At 38.3% G+C, this 18807-nt stretch carries 20 protein-coding genes and 1 riboswitch; of the genes, 4 read left to right on the top strand and 16 right to left on the bottom strand.

Annotation, left to right across the window (positions count from 1 at the left end; genetic code table 11):
• Positions 1-91: 91 nt before the first annotated feature.
• Complete coding sequence (locus CDZ89_RS00890) at positions 92-1237, top strand: C40 family peptidase (protein WP_096156253.1); 1146 nt, start codon at positions 92-94, stop codon at positions 1235-1237.
• Positions 1238-1762: 525 nt separating this feature from the next.
• On the opposite strand, the gene CDZ89_RS00885 is transcribed toward CDZ89_RS00890, so the two are convergent.
• From CDZ89_RS00885 to CDZ89_RS00820, 14 genes are all read right to left on the bottom strand, one after another.
• Complete coding sequence (locus CDZ89_RS00885) at positions 1763-1963, bottom strand: helix-turn-helix domain-containing protein (RefSeq protein ID WP_096156252.1); 201 nt, start codon at positions 1961-1963, stop codon at positions 1763-1765.
• A 380-nt stretch (positions 1964-2343) separates the two neighbouring features.
• Positions 2344-2991 carry a deoxyribose-phosphate aldolase gene (deoC, locus tag CDZ89_RS00880; RefSeq protein WP_096157036.1) on the bottom strand — a complete coding sequence of 216 codons (648 nt, stop codon included), beginning with the start codon at positions 2989-2991 and terminating at the stop codon, positions 2344-2346.
• Positions 2992-3178: 187 nt separating this feature from the next.
• Positions 3179-3442: a EutN/CcmL family microcompartment protein gene (locus CDZ89_RS00875; RefSeq protein WP_096156251.1), complete on the bottom strand. Its 264-nt coding sequence runs from the start codon at positions 3440-3442 to the stop codon at positions 3179-3181.
• On the bottom strand, positions 3442-3717 hold the full coding sequence (locus CDZ89_RS00870) for a BMC domain-containing protein (protein WP_096156250.1): 276 nt from the start codon (positions 3715-3717) through the stop codon (positions 3442-3444). Before CDZ89_RS00870 ends, CDZ89_RS00875 begins: the two co-directional genes overlap by 1 nt.
• 1 nt (position 3718) lies before the next feature.
• Positions 3719-4003, bottom strand: coding sequence for a EutN/CcmL family microcompartment protein (locus CDZ89_RS00865; protein ID WP_096156249.1), 285 nt, complete (start codon positions 4001-4003; stop codon positions 3719-3721).
• A 15-nt stretch (positions 4004-4018) separates the two neighbouring features.
• A complete protein-coding gene (locus CDZ89_RS00860) occupies positions 4019-4474 on the bottom strand; it encodes an RpiB/LacA/LacB family sugar-phosphate isomerase (protein WP_096156248.1) in 456 nt (151 codons plus the stop codon).
• 1 nt (position 4475) lies between these two features.
• On the bottom strand, positions 4476-5318 hold the full coding sequence (gene tpiA, locus CDZ89_RS00855; protein WP_227521415.1) for a triose-phosphate isomerase: 843 nt from the start codon (positions 5316-5318) through the stop codon (positions 4476-4478).
• A gap of 10 nt (positions 5319-5328) precedes the next feature.
• Entirely contained in the window at positions 5329-5604 is a 276-nt protein-coding gene (locus CDZ89_RS00850; protein ID WP_096157034.1) for a BMC domain-containing protein, read from the bottom strand.
• Between the two features lie 122 nt (positions 5605-5726).
• Positions 5727-7160 (bottom strand): aldehyde dehydrogenase family protein, encoded by a 1434-nt coding sequence (locus CDZ89_RS00845; RefSeq protein ID WP_096156247.1) that lies wholly within the window; start codon positions 7158-7160, stop codon positions 5727-5729.
• Positions 7161-7163: 3 nt separating this feature from the next.
• Positions 7164-7463 (bottom strand): EutN/CcmL family microcompartment protein, encoded by a 300-nt coding sequence (locus tag CDZ89_RS00840; RefSeq protein ID WP_096156246.1) that lies wholly within the window; start codon positions 7461-7463, stop codon positions 7164-7166.
• 17 nt (positions 7464-7480) lie between these two features.
• Positions 7481-8218, bottom strand: a complete 738-nt coding sequence (locus tag CDZ89_RS00835) for a hypothetical protein (protein ID WP_100332986.1) — start codon at positions 8216-8218, stop codon at positions 7481-7483.
• Positions 8190-8870 carry a phosphate propanoyltransferase gene (gene pduL / locus CDZ89_RS00830; RefSeq protein ID WP_096157033.1) on the bottom strand — a complete coding sequence of 227 codons (681 nt, stop codon included), beginning with the start codon at positions 8868-8870 and terminating at the stop codon, positions 8190-8192. The genes CDZ89_RS00835 and pduL overlap by 29 nt, the downstream gene beginning before the upstream one ends.
• Positions 8863-9822, bottom strand: coding sequence for a sugar-binding transcriptional regulator (locus tag CDZ89_RS00825; protein ID WP_100332985.1), 960 nt, complete (start codon positions 9820-9822; stop codon positions 8863-8865). The genes pduL and CDZ89_RS00825 overlap by 8 nt, the downstream gene beginning before the upstream one ends.
• Before the next feature lie 293 nt (positions 9823-10115).
• On the bottom strand, positions 10116-10751 hold the full coding sequence (locus CDZ89_RS00820) for a YczE/YyaS/YitT family protein (protein ID WP_100332984.1): 636 nt from the start codon (positions 10749-10751) through the stop codon (positions 10116-10118).
• A gap of 210 nt (positions 10752-10961) precedes the next feature.
• Here CDZ89_RS00820 and CDZ89_RS00815 point away from each other — a divergent pair, with 210 nt between their 5' ends.
• The gene (locus CDZ89_RS00815; protein WP_264755099.1) at positions 10962-11177 is read left to right on the top strand and encodes a DUF3231 family protein; all 216 of its coding nucleotides are present in this window, start codon (positions 10962-10964) and stop codon (positions 11175-11177) included.
• Positions 11178-11572: 395 nt separating this feature from the next.
• Here CDZ89_RS00815 and CDZ89_RS00810 read toward each other — a convergent pair whose 3' ends face one another.
• Together CDZ89_RS00810 and aspA are read right to left on the bottom strand one after the other, a co-directional pair.
• The gene (locus tag CDZ89_RS00810; protein WP_100332982.1) at positions 11573-13627 is read right to left on the bottom strand and encodes a catalase; all 2055 of its coding nucleotides are present in this window, start codon (positions 13625-13627) and stop codon (positions 11573-11575) included.
• Between the two features lie 311 nt (positions 13628-13938).
• Positions 13939-15369 carry an aspartate ammonia-lyase gene (gene aspA, locus CDZ89_RS00805; protein ID WP_096156241.1) on the bottom strand — a complete coding sequence of 477 codons (1431 nt, stop codon included), beginning with the start codon at positions 15367-15369 and terminating at the stop codon, positions 13939-13941.
• A gap of 320 nt (positions 15370-15689) precedes the next feature.
• Positions 15690-15868: riboswitch (cobalamin riboswitch) on the top strand.
• Between the two features lie 170 nt (positions 15869-16038).
• On the opposite strand from aspA, the gene CDZ89_RS00800 reads away from it, so the two are divergent.
• The gene (locus CDZ89_RS00800; protein ID WP_100332981.1) at positions 16039-16527 is read left to right on the top strand and encodes an acyl-CoA thioesterase; all 489 of its coding nucleotides are present in this window, start codon (positions 16039-16041) and stop codon (positions 16525-16527) included.
• On the top strand, positions 16524-18803 hold the full coding sequence (locus tag CDZ89_RS00795) for a ribonucleoside-diphosphate reductase subunit alpha (protein ID WP_100332980.1): 2280 nt from the start codon (positions 16524-16526) through the stop codon (positions 18801-18803). The genes CDZ89_RS00800 and CDZ89_RS00795 overlap by 4 nt, the downstream gene beginning before the upstream one ends.
• The last annotated feature ends 4 nt before the right edge of the window (positions 18804-18807 follow it).

The raw sequence follows: 18807 nt of genomic DNA, 5'->3' as shown, positions 1-18807 counted from the left end.
AATATTTGTTTTAAAGGAATAATGTTGTATTTTTTTACATCTATTTCTATTAAACTTAAAAGATAGACAGTTTGAAGAAATAGGTGATTTTATGAGGAAAAAGTTATTATTCATTTTACTAGTTTTCACATTCCTTTTTACTACAAATAGTACTTTTGCAACAAATAGTATTACTGTGTCAAACTCACAACAGAAAATACCATTGTTTTCGTATAGTAAACTTATGCCTTTCTATAGCTCGGTTACAAACTCACCCTTCGCTCTTTTTGTAGCTCAACTGCCTGATGAGAAAAAAAGGTATGTGAACGGATGTGTGAAACCAAAACTAGAAAAAGGTCATGTAGTGAACGTTGCAGCAACCTCCCTATGGTTAGAACCTGGCGAAAATCGATCGTTAGATGAACCTTCTTTAACGACGCCTGTTGATTTAGAAAAATGGACGAAAAGCTTGAGTGTCGATCATAAGCTATGGCTCGTTGGAAAACTGGAAACACAAGCCTTGTACGGTCAAGAAGTAACCATTTTGCAAAGTAAAGGTGATTGGATTGAGGTTGCAGTACACGATCAATCAACACCTAAAAACGCAACTGGTTACCCAGGTTGGGTGCCAGCTTCCCATATTAGTGAAGTCGAGACTACCTACCCAAATTGTAAGCTAGCTATTGTAGACGCTAATACAACGACTTTGTATCATAATGCGAGTTTCTCTAACCCCTTTATGGACATTAGCTTCAATACGAGACTTCCAGTTGTGAAGGAGGGGGCAGATTGGATAAAAGTATATACCCCTGCAGATGAGTTTAAATATATGAGGAAAGAACATGTTTTAGTAGTAGATAATGAGAGTTCTATACCAAAGCCACAACCTGGCGATGTAGTAGAATCAGGAATGAAATTTTTAGGGTTACCTTATTTATGGGCTGGTACAACTGGCTATGGCTATGATTGCTCTGGTTTTACCCATTCTGTTTATAAACGACATGGCATCTATATACCGCGCGATGCGTCTGCTCAATTTAAGGCAGGGATAGCTGTTGCAAAAAGTGATCTACAACCTGGTGACCTACTCTTTTTCGCCTATGAAAATGGAAAGGGCAGCGTTCACCATGTTGGAATGTATATCGGAAATGGTCAAATGATCCATTCTCCTAATTCTAGTAAAAGCATCGAGATTGTTTCGTTTCAAACAGGAATATATGCGGCGGAATATGCTGGGGCCAGGAGGTATATTGATTGATCTTTGATGATGAAGTTCATTTTCTACTTTTTTCTTAGTCAAAATGAACTTCATCGGCCTTATCAAGTTCACTTTCTTCTTTTTTCTTTGGCTAAATGAACTTCATCGACCTTATCAAGTTCACTTTCTCCTTTTTTATTAGTCAAAATGAACTTCATTCGCCTTTTGAAGTTCATTGGGGGCTAAATTTTCTCCGTAGTTGAACTTCATCGGACTTATGAAGTTCATTGGGAGCTAAATTTTCTCCGTAGTTGAACTTCATCGGACTTATGAAGTTCATTGGGAGCTGAAATTTCTCCTTAGTTGAACTTCATCGGCCTTATGAAGTTCATTGGGGGCTGAATTTTCTCCGTAGTTGAACTTCATCGGACTTATGAAGTTCATCGAGGGCTGAAATTTTTCCGTAGTTGAACTTCATTAATAGAACGAAATTAACCTTTCCTTACAAAACAAAAAATGAACCCCATTTAAACAACTGAAGTTCATCCCCACTATTAAAAACATATAAAATTATTTAACTCTAAATTAGATCGACATATCGCCGATCTTAAACGACACTTTTAAAATATCTGATAGCTTATATAAAATAGAAACTTGCGTGTCTAACTTTCCCTCTTCAATTTCCACAATCGTTTCTTCGGTAACTCCGACTAATGCTGCTAATTTTTCTATATCAATATTTTGTCTTTCTCTTGCATATTTTAATTGGTGGCCGATATATTCCATGTTTTACACCCCTTTGTTATGTAAGCGATTACAATTAATATTATTATAATAAAATTTTTAGAATTTTTCAATAGTACAGAATAAAAGAAAAGCAAGGTTAAAGTTGAATGGCTCTTGAGAGAACTCTCTTTCACTTTTACCTTGCCTTAAAATAAGACTCTATTTAATATCGCTGTTGATTTCCGCGCAAGTCTTTGCTTTCCACGGGCGGCCTGGGATGGTTATTTTCACTAGCGTGAAAAAACCTACTCCTTGGCTTCGCCTGTGGGGTCTCCCGTCTCCCGCTTCTCCCACAGGAACCTCCGACTTGCACTACAATCAACAGCTAGATACCTATCAAAATCAATATTATTCTTTGGCACATCTAAAATTAATAGAATTTAGTACCCTGTACCTTTACCGCCTGTTACGATTGCGATACCGGAGCTAGCGCCAATTCTCGTTGCTCCAGCTTGTACCATTTTTCTAGCAGTATCTAAATCTCTTACACATGCAGAAGCTTTCACACCGATGTCTGGTCCTACTGCTTCTCTCATTAGCTTGATATCTTCTGGTGTTGCACATCCTGGTCCGAAACCTGTTGATGTTTTAACAAAGTCTGCTCCGGCCATTTTCGCTAAAATACAAGCTTTTTTCTTTTCTTCTGTCTCTAAGTAGCCTGTTTCGATAATAACCTTTACTGGTGCATGACCTTTAGCTGCTAATACAACTGCTTCGATGTCTTTTTTCACTGTTTCAAAGTCTCCAGATTTAAGAGCACCGATGTTCATTACCATATCGATTTCTGTAGCTCCACTAGCAATTGCATCGCGAGTTTCTGCTACTTTCACGTATGAGTTTGTTGCACCTAATGGGAAACCAACAACTGTTGTAATTCCAACATTAGTACCTTTTAATTCTTTCGCAGCTGTAGATACCCAGTAAGGGTTCACACATACCGTTGCAAAGTTGTATTCTTTTGCTTCTTCACAAAGCTTCACAATTTGCTCATGAGTACTATCTGGCTTTAATAATGTGTGATCAATCATTCTTGCGATAGATGGACCTGTAATAATGCTAGAGAATGCTGCGTTTGATGTAGGTGCGGCATTCGATGTCGCTTGAGCTGGAGTTGTGTTGCTTAGCTCTTGTTTATTTGTAAGTTGTTCCATAATTTTATTCGTAATTTGTTCGACTAGCGCATCCATTTGCGTTTGCATCCAATTTCACCTCTTCTTAATGTAATCGATCAACGATTCCAGCAATGACTGCATCAAAAGAACCGTCTGGATCTTCTAAAATGTCTCTTGCTGCTCCACCTTCTTCTAATACTAAAACATAATCGCCAATTCCAGCGTGAAAGCGATCGAATGCGATTAACGCATCTCCACATTTATTTCCATCTGTATCGACTGGAACGACTACCATAAGCTTTTTATTTTGATGGCTCGGTGTTTTAATCGTCGAAACGACATTTCCAACAACCTTCGCGAGTTTCATTATTTTGCTTGAGGAAGAATTTTTTCGATATCTTGGTGTGGTCTAGGAATTACGTGTACTCCTAAAAATTCACCAACGCGTTGTGCTGCATCTGCACCAGCTTCAGTAGCAGCTTTAACTGCACCTACATCACCGCGTACCATTACTGTAATTAAACCGCCGCCAACTTGAACTTTACCAACTAAAGAAACATTTGCTGCTTTCATCATTGCGTCTGCTGCTTCAATAGCACCTACTAAACCTTTAGTTTCGATCATTCCTAATGCGTTACTCATTTTATATTTCCTCCATTCGTTTTACGTTGTAATATTCGATGATTCCGAGTATCCCAGCATCTGATGGGACAAGGTCTTTCTTTAAGGGGATGGAAGACTCGTTACTTTTTGCCAAGTAAACTAAGTCACCAACGCCAGCTTGCTTTATCGTATCAATTGCCACAATCGGTTTGCCCTTATCCTGTAATTGTTCGTCTACTGGTTGAACAATAAGCAGTTTTAATCCCTTTAAATTCTCATCTTTATGTGTACAAAACATGTTTCCGATGACTCTTGCTACGAACATTTATAAAACCTGCTTTCAACGCTTAATAAAACGGCTTTCAATTTCCATAATTTTCGTAACACGGCGATCGTGACGACCACCTGCGTAATCTGTTTCTAACCATGTTTTTACGAGTTGTTTTGCTAAACCTTCACCGATAAACTGTCCACCGATAGATAGTACGTTAGCGTTGTTATGTTCACGGCTATTAATGGTAGAAGATAAATCCCAACAAACTGCTGCGCGAACGCCTGGAATTTTATTTAAAACCATACCACTACCAACACCAACACCATCAATCATAACTCCAACATAATCAGGGTTCGTTGCTACACACTCCCCAACTAGGAATGCAATGTCTGGATAGTCGACTGCATTTTTATCTTTACAGCCAAAATCAAGGTATTCATAGCCTAGCTCCGTTAAGTGCTTCTTTAACGTTTCTTTTAATTCGTATCCACCATGGTCGCTACCAATCGCTATTTTTTTCATCTCAGTTATCTCCTTTGGCAAATACGTGAATAATTGGTTCAAACGTCTGAACCTTCAAGCTAGCTCCACCAACGAGTACACCGTCTATATCAGATTGGCTAGCATATTCTTTTGCATTTGATTCGTTTACAGAACCTCCGTAAAGGATAGAAATAGATTCTGCCGTCGAACCAACAACTTCTTGTAAAACAGCACGGATATATTTGTGTGTTGCTTGCGCTTGTTCTGCTGTTGCAGATTGTCCTGTTCCAATTGCCCAAACAGGCTCGTAAGCTACCAAAAAGTTACTAGATTGTATATCTTGTAGTGCGCCTAAAATTTGTTTCGTTAAAACTCGCTCTGTTTGGCCATTGTTTTTCTCTTCTAGCGTTTCACCGATACAAATGATTGGTGTTAGATTAGATCCAATTGCTTGCTGCACTTTTTTGTTCACAAGAGCATCACATTCGTTCGAATATTGTCTTCGTTCGGAATGTCCGATAATAACGAATTCACACCCGATATCATTCAACATTTCTGCTGATGTTTCGCCAGTAAATGCCCCACTATCCTTCTGGTGGACGTTTTGAGCGCCAACTTTAACTGATAAACCTTGTTGTTCTAATAAAAGTCGAACCTGGTATAACAATTGCGTTGGAGGACAAATAACAACGGATGTTCCTTCGATACTACTCATCTCTTGCACAAATGATGCTGCTTCTGAGAGTGTTTTATTCATTTTCCAGTTTGCCACCACATATGTTTGGCGACCTGTTATCCCTTTAGTTGGTTGCTGCCGGTATACCTCTTGAATGGCATCTTTTACTAGACTTTTAATGTAAGATTGAATGGCTTGATCCATCATTCTTTACCGATTATGCTTTCGGTAAAATTCCGTCAACCTCAATGTTTGGACGTGGAATCACGTGTACAGATACTAAGTTACCAACACGTGCTGCTGCGTCTGCTCCAGCTTCTGTTGCTGCTTTAACTGCGCCAACATCACCGCGTACCATTACTGTTACAAGGCCCCCACCTATTTGGTCTTTCCCAACTAATGTTACGTTTGCTGCTTTTACCATTGCATCTGCCGCTTCGATTGCACCGATTAAACCTTTAGTTTCGATCATTCCTAATGCTTCTTGACTCATTGTATTTCCTCCTGTTTCGCTTTTGCGATTAGTTTTTTTGGTTTTTTTTTCTACAATACTTGTTATTTCTTTTACATTTTTTTGCTTATCTTCTTTGGATTTTGCCAAGAGAAATCAGCCCTTTATATTATTCTAAAACTATCTACTAAAACGCAGCGTCTTTGACGTGTGAACGTTTTTGCACTTGTTAATCCTTCACCTGTAGGGCCAGCAATTGTAAGTGTTGTGAATCCTTCACTTTCAAATCCTAATCCTGATACAGATGGACCGTTTTTCACAAAAATAGTTGCTTGAATTTCTTTCGCCATTTTCGTTAAATTCGTTACATTTTGCGAGTGCATAATGGCTGTATGGCGATTTCCTTTTTCTGCAATAACAGCTAGTTCAATTGCTTTGTCTACATCTGGCACTCTAACGATTGGTAAAATTGGCATTAACATTTCTGTTACAACTAACGGATGATCTTCTTTTGTTTCTGTAATTAATAGCTTTACATCAGGAGAAGCTTGAATGCCAGCCGCTTGTAAAATAACGCTCGCATCTTTTCCAACAAAGTCTTTGTTTGGATAAAATTTGCCGTTATTGTTTACTAGTACTTTCGCTAACACTTTCTCCAGTTGGAAGCCTTTAAGTTCGAAGGCACCGTTTTTCACCATTTCACTCTTAAGCGCATTTGCTACTTTTTCTACAACAAATACTTCTTTCTCCGCTGTACATAACACGTTGTTATCAAAGCTTGCACCTGTTACGATGTCGCTTGCCGCTTTTGAGATAATTGCTGTTTCATCTACAACAACTGGTGGGTTACCAGGACCTGCTGCAATCACTTTTTTCCCTGCTGCCATCGCTGCTTTTACAACGATTCCTCCACCTGTAACAACTAATGCGTTAATTCCGGGATGCTTCATTACTTCATTAGAAGTTTCAATGTTAGGGTTCGCTACAGACGTTAATGTGTTTTCAGGACCACCCGCAGCAACAATTGCTTCGTTTAAAAGTTGAATCGTTTTAATCGAAACTTGCTTCGCGCTTGGGTGTGGATTGTAAACAACTACATTTCCAGCTGCTACTAGAGAAATAGAGTTATTGATTACCGTTGCCGCTGGGTTTGTTGTTGGAGTAATAGAACCGAATACTCCGATTGGTGCGTACTCTACAAGCGTTAAACCGTTATCGCCTGAGTATGTTGTGCTAACGATATCCTCCACACCTGGTGTTTTGTTTGCGGCAAGTAAGTTTTTTGCAACTTTATGTTGCACTCTACCTAAACCAGTTTCTTGGACAGCTAAGTTTGCTAGTTCTTCCGCATGTGCACGGCTAACTTCACGCATTTTTTCTACCATTGCAGTTCTAGTCGCTAAAGGTAGGACGCGGAGCTTTTCCCAGGCAACTTTTGCTGCTGCTACCGCTTCGTCAACTGTTGCAAACACACCGTTTTCTAAACGGATGTTGCTAGTTGTTGGCTGCGCTATAGCTGTTGCACTATCACTATTACCGCCTAGTTGCTGTAACACTTGTTCTACCATTTTTTTAATATCTGTTTCGTTTATTTGCACGTTTTAGTCCCCTCCTTTTTTAAAGGTTGTTGACCCTTTTATCTCTATTTGGTCGACGATCCCAACGATAGCGGAATCAACCGGTGTGCCGTTTGTAATTTCTGTTTGTCTTGCCGAACTTCCGCCAACAACAAGTACTACTTCTCCAACACCTGAGCCAACCGTGTCGATCGTTACTACTGGCTTGCCATCTTCTTCTAGCGTTTCCATATCAAGTGGAACCACGATAAGCATTTTCTTTCCTTTTAACTTCTCTGCTTTTGTTGTGGAAACAATGGATCCTACTACTTTTCCTATGATCATTCTAGTTAGTCTCCTTTCTAGGAGTCTGTTTTCTTCTGGATTTTCACGTTAAGTTCTCTTGCTAAATCTTTTGCAGATGGTGTCACTCTACTATTAGCTGGTAGATTAATTGTTTCTAGTCCATCTCGCATCGCCTTTTCAATATGTTTCGACAAGAGTAAAGGCGCTTTCTCATCGTATGAAGTGATTTGAGTGTCCACTGTCTTCACGATATCCTTGAGCGATACCCACTTCACTTCGTCCTTTTGAATCTGACGAATGTAACCTTGTATTCTTTCTTGCACGGAATGTGGCGAAAATATTTGTTCGTACACATTCAGCTCCACATCATCATTTGCAATTACAACTGGTTTACCTTGTAATTGGTATTGAATCGCTAGCCAAATAGCTTGGTCATCATCCATTGTTAAGGCAAGTTTTGATAACAGGTGGAAAGATGCAACTGGAATAACAAGTAACTTCGTTTTTTCTAATACTTCATTTAATTGTGTAAAGCTTGTCTCATTATTTAGGAGGATTGTATTAGCAGCCCATTTTTCTTGTGAGGCTTGCCAATTCTCTGAGACTAGTATTGTTACATCATACTTATCAGCAAGAGTAGAAACCGCTTCCATTATTCCTTCTGAATAGGAAGATGGATGGTTTAGTAGAATCGCAATGGAATGTGAATCTACTTCTTCCACTTGTTCACTTAGATATGCTTTGACAACTTGCAAGACGAGTGATTTAACTCGTTCCTTTACAGCCGCATCCACTATCTTCACTCCCATCTTCTATCGCAACGATTTCCCCGAGCTGCCCGTTTTTCATGTTGGCAGCGTTCGCTTCATCTAAGTCGATATGCATTTCTAACTTATACCTTTCGGAAACGCGAATGAGTACATTGGAGAAAATGACTCCACGCTCTCCTTTTACTTTTACTTGAACTAGGTCGCCATCCTTTAACTGAAACCTTTGGGCATCTGATGTGTGCATATGTATATGTCTCGCTGCACAGATCAAGCCTTCTTGGATTGTTACTTGCCCTCGAGGACCTTGGATGGTAATAGCGGCTGATCCTTTTATATCTCCAGAGTTTCGTATCGGCGGCTTTACCCCAAGAGTAAACCCGTCGAATAAAGAGATTTCTACTTGTGTCGCACCTCTCGCTGGACCTAACACTCGGACATTCGGAATTTTTCCTTTCGGCCCGATGAGTGTGACGGTTTCTTTTGCGGCAAACTGGTTTGGCTGGGACAAGTCTTTTTGTTTGTTTAGCTTATAGCCTCTACCAAAAAGTCGTTCCACATGTTCAGGTGAAAGGTGGATATGTCGATTAGATGCTGCAATCGGTACTTCTTTTGCTGTTGTTTTTAACGAACTTTCTACAACTTGTCTCACTAACTGCTTAATAATCTCTTTATCTATTATCCTCACCTCCTACATCTAATAATGCGCGGGCTGTATATTGGTCCGTAATGAGAACATTTGCGTAACCACCTGTTATAGCACCAATGATACCTTCTACCTTGTTGTTCCCACCTGCTACAAGGATGCTTTGTTCGATATTGGCTAAGTCTTGAAGCTCAATGCCGATTGTTCTTTCATTTAAAGATTCATTTGTGATTTTTCCAGTTATATCAAAAAATCTGGAACAAATATCGCCGACTGTTTTGTTCTCGTCTAATGTTTGAAGGTCCGTGTCTAAAAAGTAACCAGCTTTCATTAAGGTAGACTGTTTACCAGGTTCTCCAACTGTGTACATGGCAATGTTGGCCTTTTTTCCTAATTCCAACACTTTCTTTATATGTCGATCTGCAATAATTGCTTGTTTAACGACGATATGGTCAACAACTGCAGGCAATGGTAGAAAATGTGGTGCTGTATGAAACGCACTCGAAATGCCGTTAATTATTTCAGATGCGTATGTATTGTGTTCCGAGTAACTAACTCCACCGTTCAGCTGGACGACTGTCACATCTTTCACATTTTTCGGTTGCATGTTTTTGACCACTTGGTAAAGCGTTGTTCCCCATGTTAAACCGATTGTGTCGCCATTTTGTACAATTTCATATAAGTAGTTCGCAGCTGCTTCTCCAAGCTTTTCTTTAATCGATTCATCTTCATATTTCGGAATCGGGGCAATGACGCATGCTTTTAATTCGTACTTTTCTTGGACACGAGCAGCTAGTTGCTGAACATCTTCGGTTGGGTCAATAATTTTTATATGAACGATACCGTCTTGTTTTGCTTGTAAAAGAAGGCGCGATACAGTCGGACGAGAAATGCCTAACTTTTTTGCGATTTCTTGTTGGCTGTAATGTAATTGATAGTACATTTTAGCAACTTCTACTAAGCGTGAAATTTTCTCATCGACCATTGGGTTCACCTAACTTTAAAATTATGGGAAATAAGTACTTTGCATTTTTTCATCATTTTCCCTAGTTTCATCTATTAAAACGTGTTTTATTGTTAATTTTGTTTGTTGGCTGTGAAATTTTGCTCACCCATCGTGAACATATGTTAATTTAATTATATATTACATAAAAATTCTGTCAACATACGTAACTTAAAAAATTTAGAATATTTTATTTTGTAAGCGGTGTCTGTTTTGGGAGAGAGAGGTAACTGAGTTAGGCAGTAAAAAACCCTTCGTTTCTTAACGAAGGGTTTTTAAATAGCTAGTTTTTTAGTTTGACTTCTATATAGAAGAAATTGTAATAGTGTTTTACATTGTGGTAAAGAAAAGCCAACGATAGGACCTATTAATAGAGCGATAACAACCGTTCCCATTCCAACCGGGCCACCCATTAACCAACCAAACAAGAGTACAGAAAGTTCCATTCCATTACGAACCCATTGTACTTTCCAACCTGTTTTTTCTACAATTAAAATCATTAGGCCATCACGAGGACCAGCCCCAAGTTCCGCTGACACGTAAATTCCTATTCCATAGCCAATAATAATAACACCTATTAATAAGTAAAATGCTGCTCCTATTAAACTATGAGCATTTGGCAAAATCCAAAGGAAAAAATCAATGAAAAAGCCAATTAGCAACATGTTAAGAAATGCACCTATTTTAGGCATCTGTTTTGTAAAGAGAACAGTAATAAGTAGGAGCAGGAAACCGATAATAATAATCCAAGTACCTATTGTGAGGCCAAATTGCATGGTTAAGCCGTAATGGAATACATCCCACGGACCAATTCCTAGCAACTTTCCTTTTATTGTCATTGCTACGCCAAGTGCTAGCATTATTAATCCTATAGTAAAAAAAGACCAGCGCAGGATCCATTCTTTTCGCATAAGTGCCCCTCTAATCTTCTCAAAATTTTTATACCTATACCACTATACCACATCAAATTGCAATAAAATGCATAAAATAATTACTAATTAATGTAAAACGCCAGTCTAAAGTACAGTATTTCTACTGTAAATTAAGCTGGCATTAAAGTAGTTTCCAGCCTCAGGTGACTATAAAGTTTATAACACAGAGCTGTCTCCTTTTCGGATAAGATCATGCTTTACTTTGTAGAAACGTGTTTAGGAATGTTTTGTTTTACGATGCTTAGCCAAGCACAAAGTTCATGCTTGCGTTCCGATATTATTGCAAAACTGTCAAAAATATCAACAGAAATGCGCGTTTATTATGGGGAGGGATTATTATTGTCCATTCAGAAAAAATGGCTAGAACAGCCACCACAAGTAGTGGATAGAAGGTTAAAACCTTAACAAGATTGTCATTTGGTATCGTGAGTAGTAAAAACCATATTAATAATAAAGATGTTTTTGTTAAAATTGAATGCTCGTGTTAATTTGTGTTTCAATCCTTATGATTTGTGTTTCAATTTGATTAGTGTGTGTTTCAATTTGCTGCATTTGTGTTTCAATCTTCCTTGCGAACCCAATTTAACTATCCCTGTGTTTCAATTTCAAAAATTTGTGTTTCCATCTTAAGCATTTCTGTTTCAATCTTCCAAATTTGTGTTTCAATCCATCTTAATGAACAAAAACGCAAGGCACCTGGAGCTTGACGTAGCCTATTCTAAATTTACAAGTTCTCTAATGATAATTTCCTAAACCAAAACAAAACAGAGAGGTTATATCCTCTCTGTTAACAAGTCAAATTAACATATTTCTCGATCCCAATGACGATGGTCGGCAATGGCTTGAATAAACTTCGTTGCAAAATCGTTCGTGTCCTCGTTGTAAGGAACAACCCCTGGACATTTTTGAATATTTTCCACATGGAGTAACTCTTTTGTATCCTTACTTAAGCCAATTGGCTTGTAATGAGAAAATGCCTCCTGAACGAAATAAGAAACTTGCTTATCTAACTCTTTCTTTTCCTTGTTACTACTTACTGCATAAACCGCATCAAATAATACAGAGTCCGCAGTGAGGAATGTATGATCTGCCTCCAGCTCCGTACCGTCTTCCCCTTTTAGCACACCTAACTTTTCACTTACAATCTCCGGCTTTATTCCTGCATTTTTCAAGGATTCTAATACTTCATTAACCTCTGTTCCATAAAAATCACTACCAATAAGCACTGCTACTTTACGAGTATCTGGCTTTTTCTTTGTATTCAGTTGAGATAAGGTAGGAGAAGATTTTGTCACACTGCTTTCTTTTCCTTGCGGTGGGTTTGCACCAATTGCTTTTGCGAAAGCTGTTGCCATCTCTATACTAACATTGCCGAACATATCTACTACCTGTTGTTGGACATCTTTACTTTTCACCTTACCAAGTTCAAAGCTGAACGCCTTAATGATATGCTCCTTTTCCACTTCACTCATACTGTTCCAGAATAAAGTCGCTTGAGAAAAATGATCTTTAAAACTTTCACTTCGTTTTCGTACTTTGTAGCCATCCACTTTTTCCTGGTAATGTGTATATCCTCCCTCTGCTTCACTCGCTGGTTCCGGCGTATTAGAAGCTAAAGAGTTTTTATGGTAACTTACCTGGCCTTTATTAATCGTTTGACGACCAAAGCCATCTCGTTGATTGTTATGGAATGGACACACAGGGCGGTTTATTGGCAGTTCATGAAAATTCGGTCCGCCAAGACGTAGTAATTGCGTATCTGTATAGGAAAACAATCTACCTTGTAGCAATGGGTCATTTGTAAAATCAATTCCTGGTACAACATGTCCGGGATGAAAGGCTACCTGTTCTGTTTCTGCAAATACGTTATCCACATTTCGATTAAGTGTCATTTTCCCGATTATTTTCACCGGAACATCTTCTTCTGTCCATAATTTTGTCGGATCTAATATATCAAAGTCAAACTCAAACTCGTCTTCTTCTCGTAGTAGTTGTACGCCTAATTCATACTCCGGATAGTCGCCATTCTCTATCGCTTCCCATAGATCTCGGCGGTGGAAATCAGGATCTTTTCCATTAATTTTCTGAGCTTCATCCCAAACTACAGAATGCGTACCTAGCACTGGTTTCCAATGGAATTTAACAAAATGAGCCTTTCCTTCCTCATTTACAAAGCGAAATGTATGTACACCGAATCCTTCCATCATCCTATAACTTCTAGGTAGGGAACGGTCAGACATTTTCCACATAATCATATGGGCAGTTTCTTGGTTATTAGCTGCAAAATCCCAAAATGTATCATGAGCGGACGCAGCTTGTGGCATTTCATTATGTGGTTCAGGTTTTAATGAATGAACTAAGTCTGGAAACTTCATCGCATCTTGAATAAAAAATACCGGAATGTTATTCCCAACTAAATCATAGTTACCTTCTTCTGTGTAAAATTTCGTTGCAAATCCACGAGCATCCCTCGCTAATTCCCCTGATCCACGAGAACCGACAACCGTTGAAAAGCGCACAAAAACAGGTGTTTTTTTAGAAGGATCCTGTAAGAAACCTGCTTTTGTATATTCTTTCATAGACTCGTAAACTTCAAATTCTCCGTGCGCAGCGAAACCACGCGCATGAACAATACGCTCAGGAATGCGCTCATGATCAAAATGCGTCATCTTTTCACGAAAGTGAAAGTCCTCCATAATTGTCGGACCACGCTCACCAGCTTTTAAGGAAAATTCATCTTCTGAAACTTTTAATCCTTGATTGGTCGTTAGTTTCTTCCCACTATCATCTACTGTAAACTTGTCCAATTGTTCCTTTTTGCTGTTACTTCCATTCCCATAACGCTCATCTGCCATTCACTCTTTCCTCCCTTTATCTAGTTTAGATTTGTTTAGTTACTTCATTCCCGTTATGCGTTAGAGCAAACATCTTTTACAAATTTGTTTTAGCCTGACCACACTTTTAAAAAGATGTTAGAAGATAAAAAAAGAAACGTACCCATTCTAAAACAGGTCCGTTTCTTCTTATGCTACTTCATACACCTTATCAAGTTCACTTTCTTCTTTTTTCCTCTTCAAAATGAACTTCATCTACACACTGAACAAATATTCATCAAACAACAAAGAAAACAGGTGCTGAATTAGCACCTGTCTCATCGATTCATCCATTACTTTTCGTCAAACAAGGAAGCACCAGAGATCCCTGGTTTTGTCATTTCGTAAGGGTCTAAAATTAGATTCAGCTCTTCTTCTGTTAATACATCATACTGTAAGCAAAGTTCGCGAACTGGCACACCTTTTAAGATCGCTTCTCTTGCAATTCGGGATGCTACTTCGTATCCGATGTGTGGGTTAACAGCTGTTATAACTCCGACACTCTTTTCTACGTACTCTTTCATTCTTTCTTCATTTGCTGTAATACCTTCTAAGCAATTGTCTGTAAACGTACGGAAAGCATTATTCATAATGCTGATTGATTGAAGTAGATTAAAAATTAACACTGGTTCCATCACATTTAACTCTAATTGACCGGCTTCTGATGCAAGGCAAATAGTCTGGTCGTTACCTACTACTTGGAATGCTACCTGGTTAATTAGCTCTGGCAACACAGGGTTTACTTTTCCTGGCATGATGGATGAACCTGGCTGTCTTGCTGGTAAAGAAATTTCTCCTAATCCTGCTCTTGGACCAGATGCCATTAATCGTAAGTCATTTGCTATTTTGGACATGTTAAGCATACATACTTTTAAAGCACCAGATACTTCTGTGTAAGCGTCTGTATTTTGTGTTGCATCAACAAGATGTTCAGCACCTGTTAACGGAAGATCACTTATGTCTTGTAGATGTTTTACAACTTGTTCTATATATCGAGGGTCTGCATTTAAGCCCGTTCCTACCGCTGTTGCTCCCATGTTTACTTCATACAAATGTTGTCTTGATTGTTTAATTCTCTTTATATCACGTTCGAGTACACGGCTATACGCCTCAAATTCTTGGCCAAGACGAATTGGAACCGCATCTTGAAGATGAGTGCGTCCCATTTTTATAACATGATTGAATTCATTCGCCTTTTGTTTGAATGCTGCAAGCATATCTCCCATCGTGTCTAATAATTTTTCTGATAGATTTATAACAGCAATATGCATCGCGGTTGGGAAAGCGTCATTTGTTGATTGGGACATATTTACGTGTGTATTTGGACTACAAAGTACATAGTTCCCTTTCTCTTCCCCCATCAGCTCTAGGGCACAATTGGCAATTACTTCATTTATATTCATATTAATAGACGTTCCTGCTCCACCTTGGATAGGATCGACAATAACTTGATCATGCATTTTTCCAGCGATTAACTCATCCGCTGCCTTTACAATGTTCTCACCAATTCCGGAATAAAGACGTTTCGTATCCATATTGGCAAGGGCAGCTGCTTTTTTTACAATAGCCATTGCTTTAATTAACTCTTCATGGATTCGGTAACCAGTAATAGGAAAGTTTTCAACCGCACGAACTGTTTGAATTCCATAATACGCGTCAGTTGGTACTTCTTTTTCCCCTAGAAAATCTTTTTCCACTCGCATTTGGCTTTTAGTCATAGACATTTCTTCTTCTCCTCTATCAAGCTATAAAAACTAGCTATTATTCTTTTGGAAGTTCTATAGCTATTAAAACAGATAGAAGAAGAAACCTCAAGATGTTGTTAATGGAATTTTGTATGCGTTTGCATGGGTATGGGATACGCATTACAACATTTGCAACCCACTATTCTGTTCAAATTGATACTCGACTTTGGATCTTTTCTCAACGCTAAGACGAAAAAAATAATATTTAATCTATTGTCAAAATCATAACTATATATTATTATTCTATTTAACTAACACTACATATTGTGTTAGTTAATAGTTACTAAAACAAAATATTGATAATAACCAGTAATAATGGTGTCTGTAAAAGACTTAATAGGGAATCTGGTGTAATTCCAGAACTGTACCCGCAACTGTAAGTGTTGACGAAATAATCAAATCCACTGTCTATGGACGGGAAGGGATTAAAGTAGGTAGAAGCACAAGTCAGGAGACCTGCCATTGTTATAATACGTATTATCTTCTTCGGGAGTTGGGAAGATATAACGAGGTATACGATAACCTACAGTATGTGAAGCTGTATATTTATTACCACGTTATACATAAACCCATCCTTTGTGATGGGTTTTTTGTTCTTCTATACATCTCGATCTTCTGCCAATTTATCTATAGAAAAGAGGAAACGAAATGGAAGAAAATTTACCTGCCAGTATTTCTAGAACAATCCAGACGAAACTTGTTTTACCTCCGGACACTAATCATTTAGGTACTATATTTGGCGGAACTATTTTGTCTTACATTGATGAAATAGCTGCTATTACGGCAATGAAACACAGTAAGGAAGTAGTGGTAACGGCTTCTATTGATACGGTTAATTTTCTCTCTTCAGCTAAAGTTGGCGATATTTTGCACTTAGAAGGTGTCGTAATTTCAACCGGTAGAACGTCAATGGAAGTCTATGTAAAAGTAGAGTGCCAAAACCTGAAATCAAGAAAAAAAACCGTAACAACAACAGCTATTCTAACAATGGTTGCTGTAGATCTTAACGGCAAACCAACTCCAGTGAATGGTGTCATCCCTGAGTCAGAAGAAGAAAAAGCACTATTCCAACATGCCCAAGCTAGAAAAGAAAGAAGATTAAAGATAAATGAACTTTCAAAGGAGTGTGGACTATGAATTCTAAACATTCATTAATGGAGAATTCTGTAAGAGATGTAATAAACACGGCCTCGGAAAGGTATTCTTTTGATTTTTCACCAATCTATGAGCAGATACCAAATTTAGATGAAGCTTGTTATGAACAAGCCTTACTTTTCTCATTAAACAAAATTTCCATGGAAGAACCAAAATGGTCTTTTTTTGCCGCGAATTTATATTTACACGAGCTCTACCGTACAGTATCTGAGAATCGCGGGTATCCTTTGGAAGAAAAGTACGGAAGCTTCTACTCTCTTGTCTCGCATATAACAAAACTAGGTATTTATTCTAACGATCTCATACATAGCTATTCCAAGGATGAGATTGAACTACTAGGAGAAGTCATTAACCCTGAAAAAGACTACTTATTTAATTATATCGGGATATTTTTATTGGCAGATCGATACTTAACAAAAGACTACAACGATACGATTGTGGAATTACCTCAAGAGCGTTTCATGATTATTGCCATGACTCTAATGAAGAATGAACCAAAGGAAAAGCGCATCGCCTATGTGAAAGATGCTTATTGGGCATTAAGCAACTTATATATGACTGTCGCTACTCCTACTCTATCAAACGCTGGTAAAAGCTTTGGTCAACTTTCATCCTGTTTTATTGATACGGTAGAAGACTCTTTAGATGGTATTTATTTAAATAATTGGGATGCTGCTAGATTAAGCAAAGACGGTGGTGGAGTAGGAATTTATTTCGGTAAAGTTCGAGCGTTAGGCTCCGATATTAAAAAGTTCAAAGGGAATTCATCTGGAGTTGTACCTTGGATTCGACTTATTAACGATACAGCGGTAAGTGTCGATCAACTTGGACAACGCCAAGGAGCTATTGCAGTTTACTTAGACGTGTTCCATAAAGATATTATGAACGGCTTTCTAGACTTAAAAACAAATAACGGGGATGAAAGACGAAAAGCTCATGATATTTTCACAGGAGTCTCTATTCCTGACTTGTTTATGGAAAAACTAAAAGAAGTAGATGAACAAGGTAGAAGTATTGGAGAATGGCACACCTTTTGTCCACACCAAGTAAAACAAATCATGGGTTGGAAAAACAAGGATGGGGTTTCACTTGGTCTAGAGGATTTCTATGATGAAAAGAATAAGAAATTTTTCACAGAAAAGTATGAAGATGCTGTAAAACACCCACTTCTACCCAGAAAATCTTATCGAGCGATGGATATTATGGCTAGAATGATGGTTTCTCAGCTAGAAACAGGTACGCCCTATATGTTTTACAGAGATGAAGTGAATCGCCAAAACCCGAATAAGCACGTGAGCGGAATCGGACAAACTTCTATTTTTTGCAGTAACCTTTGTACTGAAATTACTCAAAATATGTCGGCTACTACTATTGTAAATGAGTATCAAGATGAGGATGGAAATATTGTTATTGTAAGAAAGCCAGGTGATTTTGTCGTTTGCAACTTATCTTCTATTAATCTGGCAAAATCCTATCAAGACAATGTGTTAGATAAGCTAATTCCAATTCAAATGCGAATGCTCGATAATGTTATTGATCTTAATTCTATTTCTGTCGGACAAGCGGAGCTAACAAATAAAAAATATCGTGCCGTAGGCTTGGGTACATTTGGATGGCACCACCTTCTAGCTTTAGAAGGTATTTTATGGGAGTCAGAAGAAGCGATAGCGTTTGCCGATAGACTGTATGAAGATATTGCGTACTACACTATTCAATCCTCGATGAAGTTAGCAAAGGAAAAAGAGGCTTATCGTGAGTTTGAAGGTTCAGAATGGCAAACCGGAGAGTTTTTTGAGCGAAGAAACTATGCCTCAGATAAATGGAATCAATTAAGAGAACAAGTAGCAACATATGGCGTTCGGAATGGCTGGATGATGGCGATAGCGCCAAACTCCTCCACTGCTAAGATTGGTGGATCTACAGATGGAATAGACCCTTTATATGCGGTTGAATATGCGGAGGAAAAGAAGAATTTTAAATTTAAAGTGACTGCACCTGATATAAACTATCATACATATCACTATTATAGAAAAACAAGGAACCTGTTAGATCAAACATGGAGTATACGACAAAACGCAGCTCGCCAGCGTCATATTGATCAGTCTATCAGCTTCAACTTATATATTCGTCACGATATTAAGGCAAAAGAATTGTTACAACTTCACATGGAGGCATGGGAACAGCGTTTAAAAACAACCTATTATGTTAGAAGCACTTCTCAATCTGAAATAAATGAATGTGAAGCTTGTCATAGTTAAATGA

Source organism: Bacillus alkalisoli, assembly GCF_002797415.1.
Classification (GTDB): Bacteria; Bacillota; Bacilli; order Bacillales; family Bacillaceae_I; genus Bacillus_CD; species Bacillus_CD alkalisoli.
Note: the sequence above shows the minus strand (reverse complement) of the source record. Positions and strands in the feature narration are given on the sequence as shown.

What these genes read in the sequence shown, in the direction of transcription:
- CDZ89_RS00890 (WP_096156253.1), top strand. Translation starts at nt 92, where the DNA reads ATGAGGAAAAAGTTATTATTCATTTTACTAGTTTTCACATTCCTTTTT.
- CDZ89_RS00885 (WP_096156252.1), bottom strand. Translation starts at nt 1,963, where the DNA reads ATGGAATATATCGGCCACCAATTAAAATATGCAAGAGAAAGACAAAAT.
- deoC (WP_096157036.1), bottom strand. Translation starts at nt 2,991, where the DNA reads ATGATTGATCACACATTATTAAAGCCAGATAGTACTCATGAGCAAATT.
- CDZ89_RS00875 (WP_096156251.1), bottom strand. Translation starts at nt 3,442, where the DNA reads ATGAAACTCGCGAAGGTTGTTGGAAATGTCGTTTCGACGATTAAAACA.
- CDZ89_RS00870 (WP_096156250.1), bottom strand. Translation starts at nt 3,717, where the DNA reads ATGAGTAACGCATTAGGAATGATCGAAACTAAAGGTTTAGTAGGTGCT.
- CDZ89_RS00865 (WP_096156249.1), bottom strand. Translation starts at nt 4,003, where the DNA reads ATGTTCGTAGCAAGAGTCATCGGAAACATGTTTTGTACACATAAAGAT.
- CDZ89_RS00860 (WP_096156248.1), bottom strand. Translation starts at nt 4,474, where the DNA reads ATGAAAAAAATAGCGATTGGTAGCGACCATGGTGGATACGAATTAAAA.
- tpiA (WP_227521415.1), bottom strand. Translation starts at nt 5,318, where the DNA reads ATGATGGATCAAGCCATTCAATCTTACATTAAAAGTCTAGTAAAAGAT.
- CDZ89_RS00850 (WP_096157034.1), bottom strand. Translation starts at nt 5,604, where the DNA reads ATGAGTCAAGAAGCATTAGGAATGATCGAAACTAAAGGTTTAATCGGT.
- CDZ89_RS00840 (WP_096156246.1), bottom strand. Translation starts at nt 7,463, where the DNA reads ATGATCATAGGAAAAGTAGTAGGATCCATTGTTTCCACAACAAAAGCA.
- CDZ89_RS00825 (WP_100332985.1), bottom strand. Translation starts at nt 9,822, where the DNA reads ATGGTCGATGAGAAAATTTCACGCTTAGTAGAAGTTGCTAAAATGTAC.
- CDZ89_RS00820 (WP_100332984.1), bottom strand. Translation starts at nt 10,751, where the DNA reads ATGCGAAAAGAATGGATCCTGCGCTGGTCTTTTTTTACTATAGGATTA.
- CDZ89_RS00810 (WP_100332982.1), bottom strand. Translation starts at nt 13,627, where the DNA reads ATGGCAGATGAGCGTTATGGGAATGGAAGTAACAGCAAAAAGGAACAA.
- aspA (WP_096156241.1), bottom strand. Translation starts at nt 15,369, where the DNA reads ATGTCTATGACTAAAAGCCAAATGCGAGTGGAAAAAGATTTTCTAGGG.
- CDZ89_RS00800 (WP_100332981.1), top strand. Translation starts at nt 16,039, where the DNA reads ATGGAAGAAAATTTACCTGCCAGTATTTCTAGAACAATCCAGACGAAA.
- CDZ89_RS00795 (WP_100332980.1), top strand. Translation starts at nt 16,524, where the DNA reads ATGAATTCTAAACATTCATTAATGGAGAATTCTGTAAGAGATGTAATA.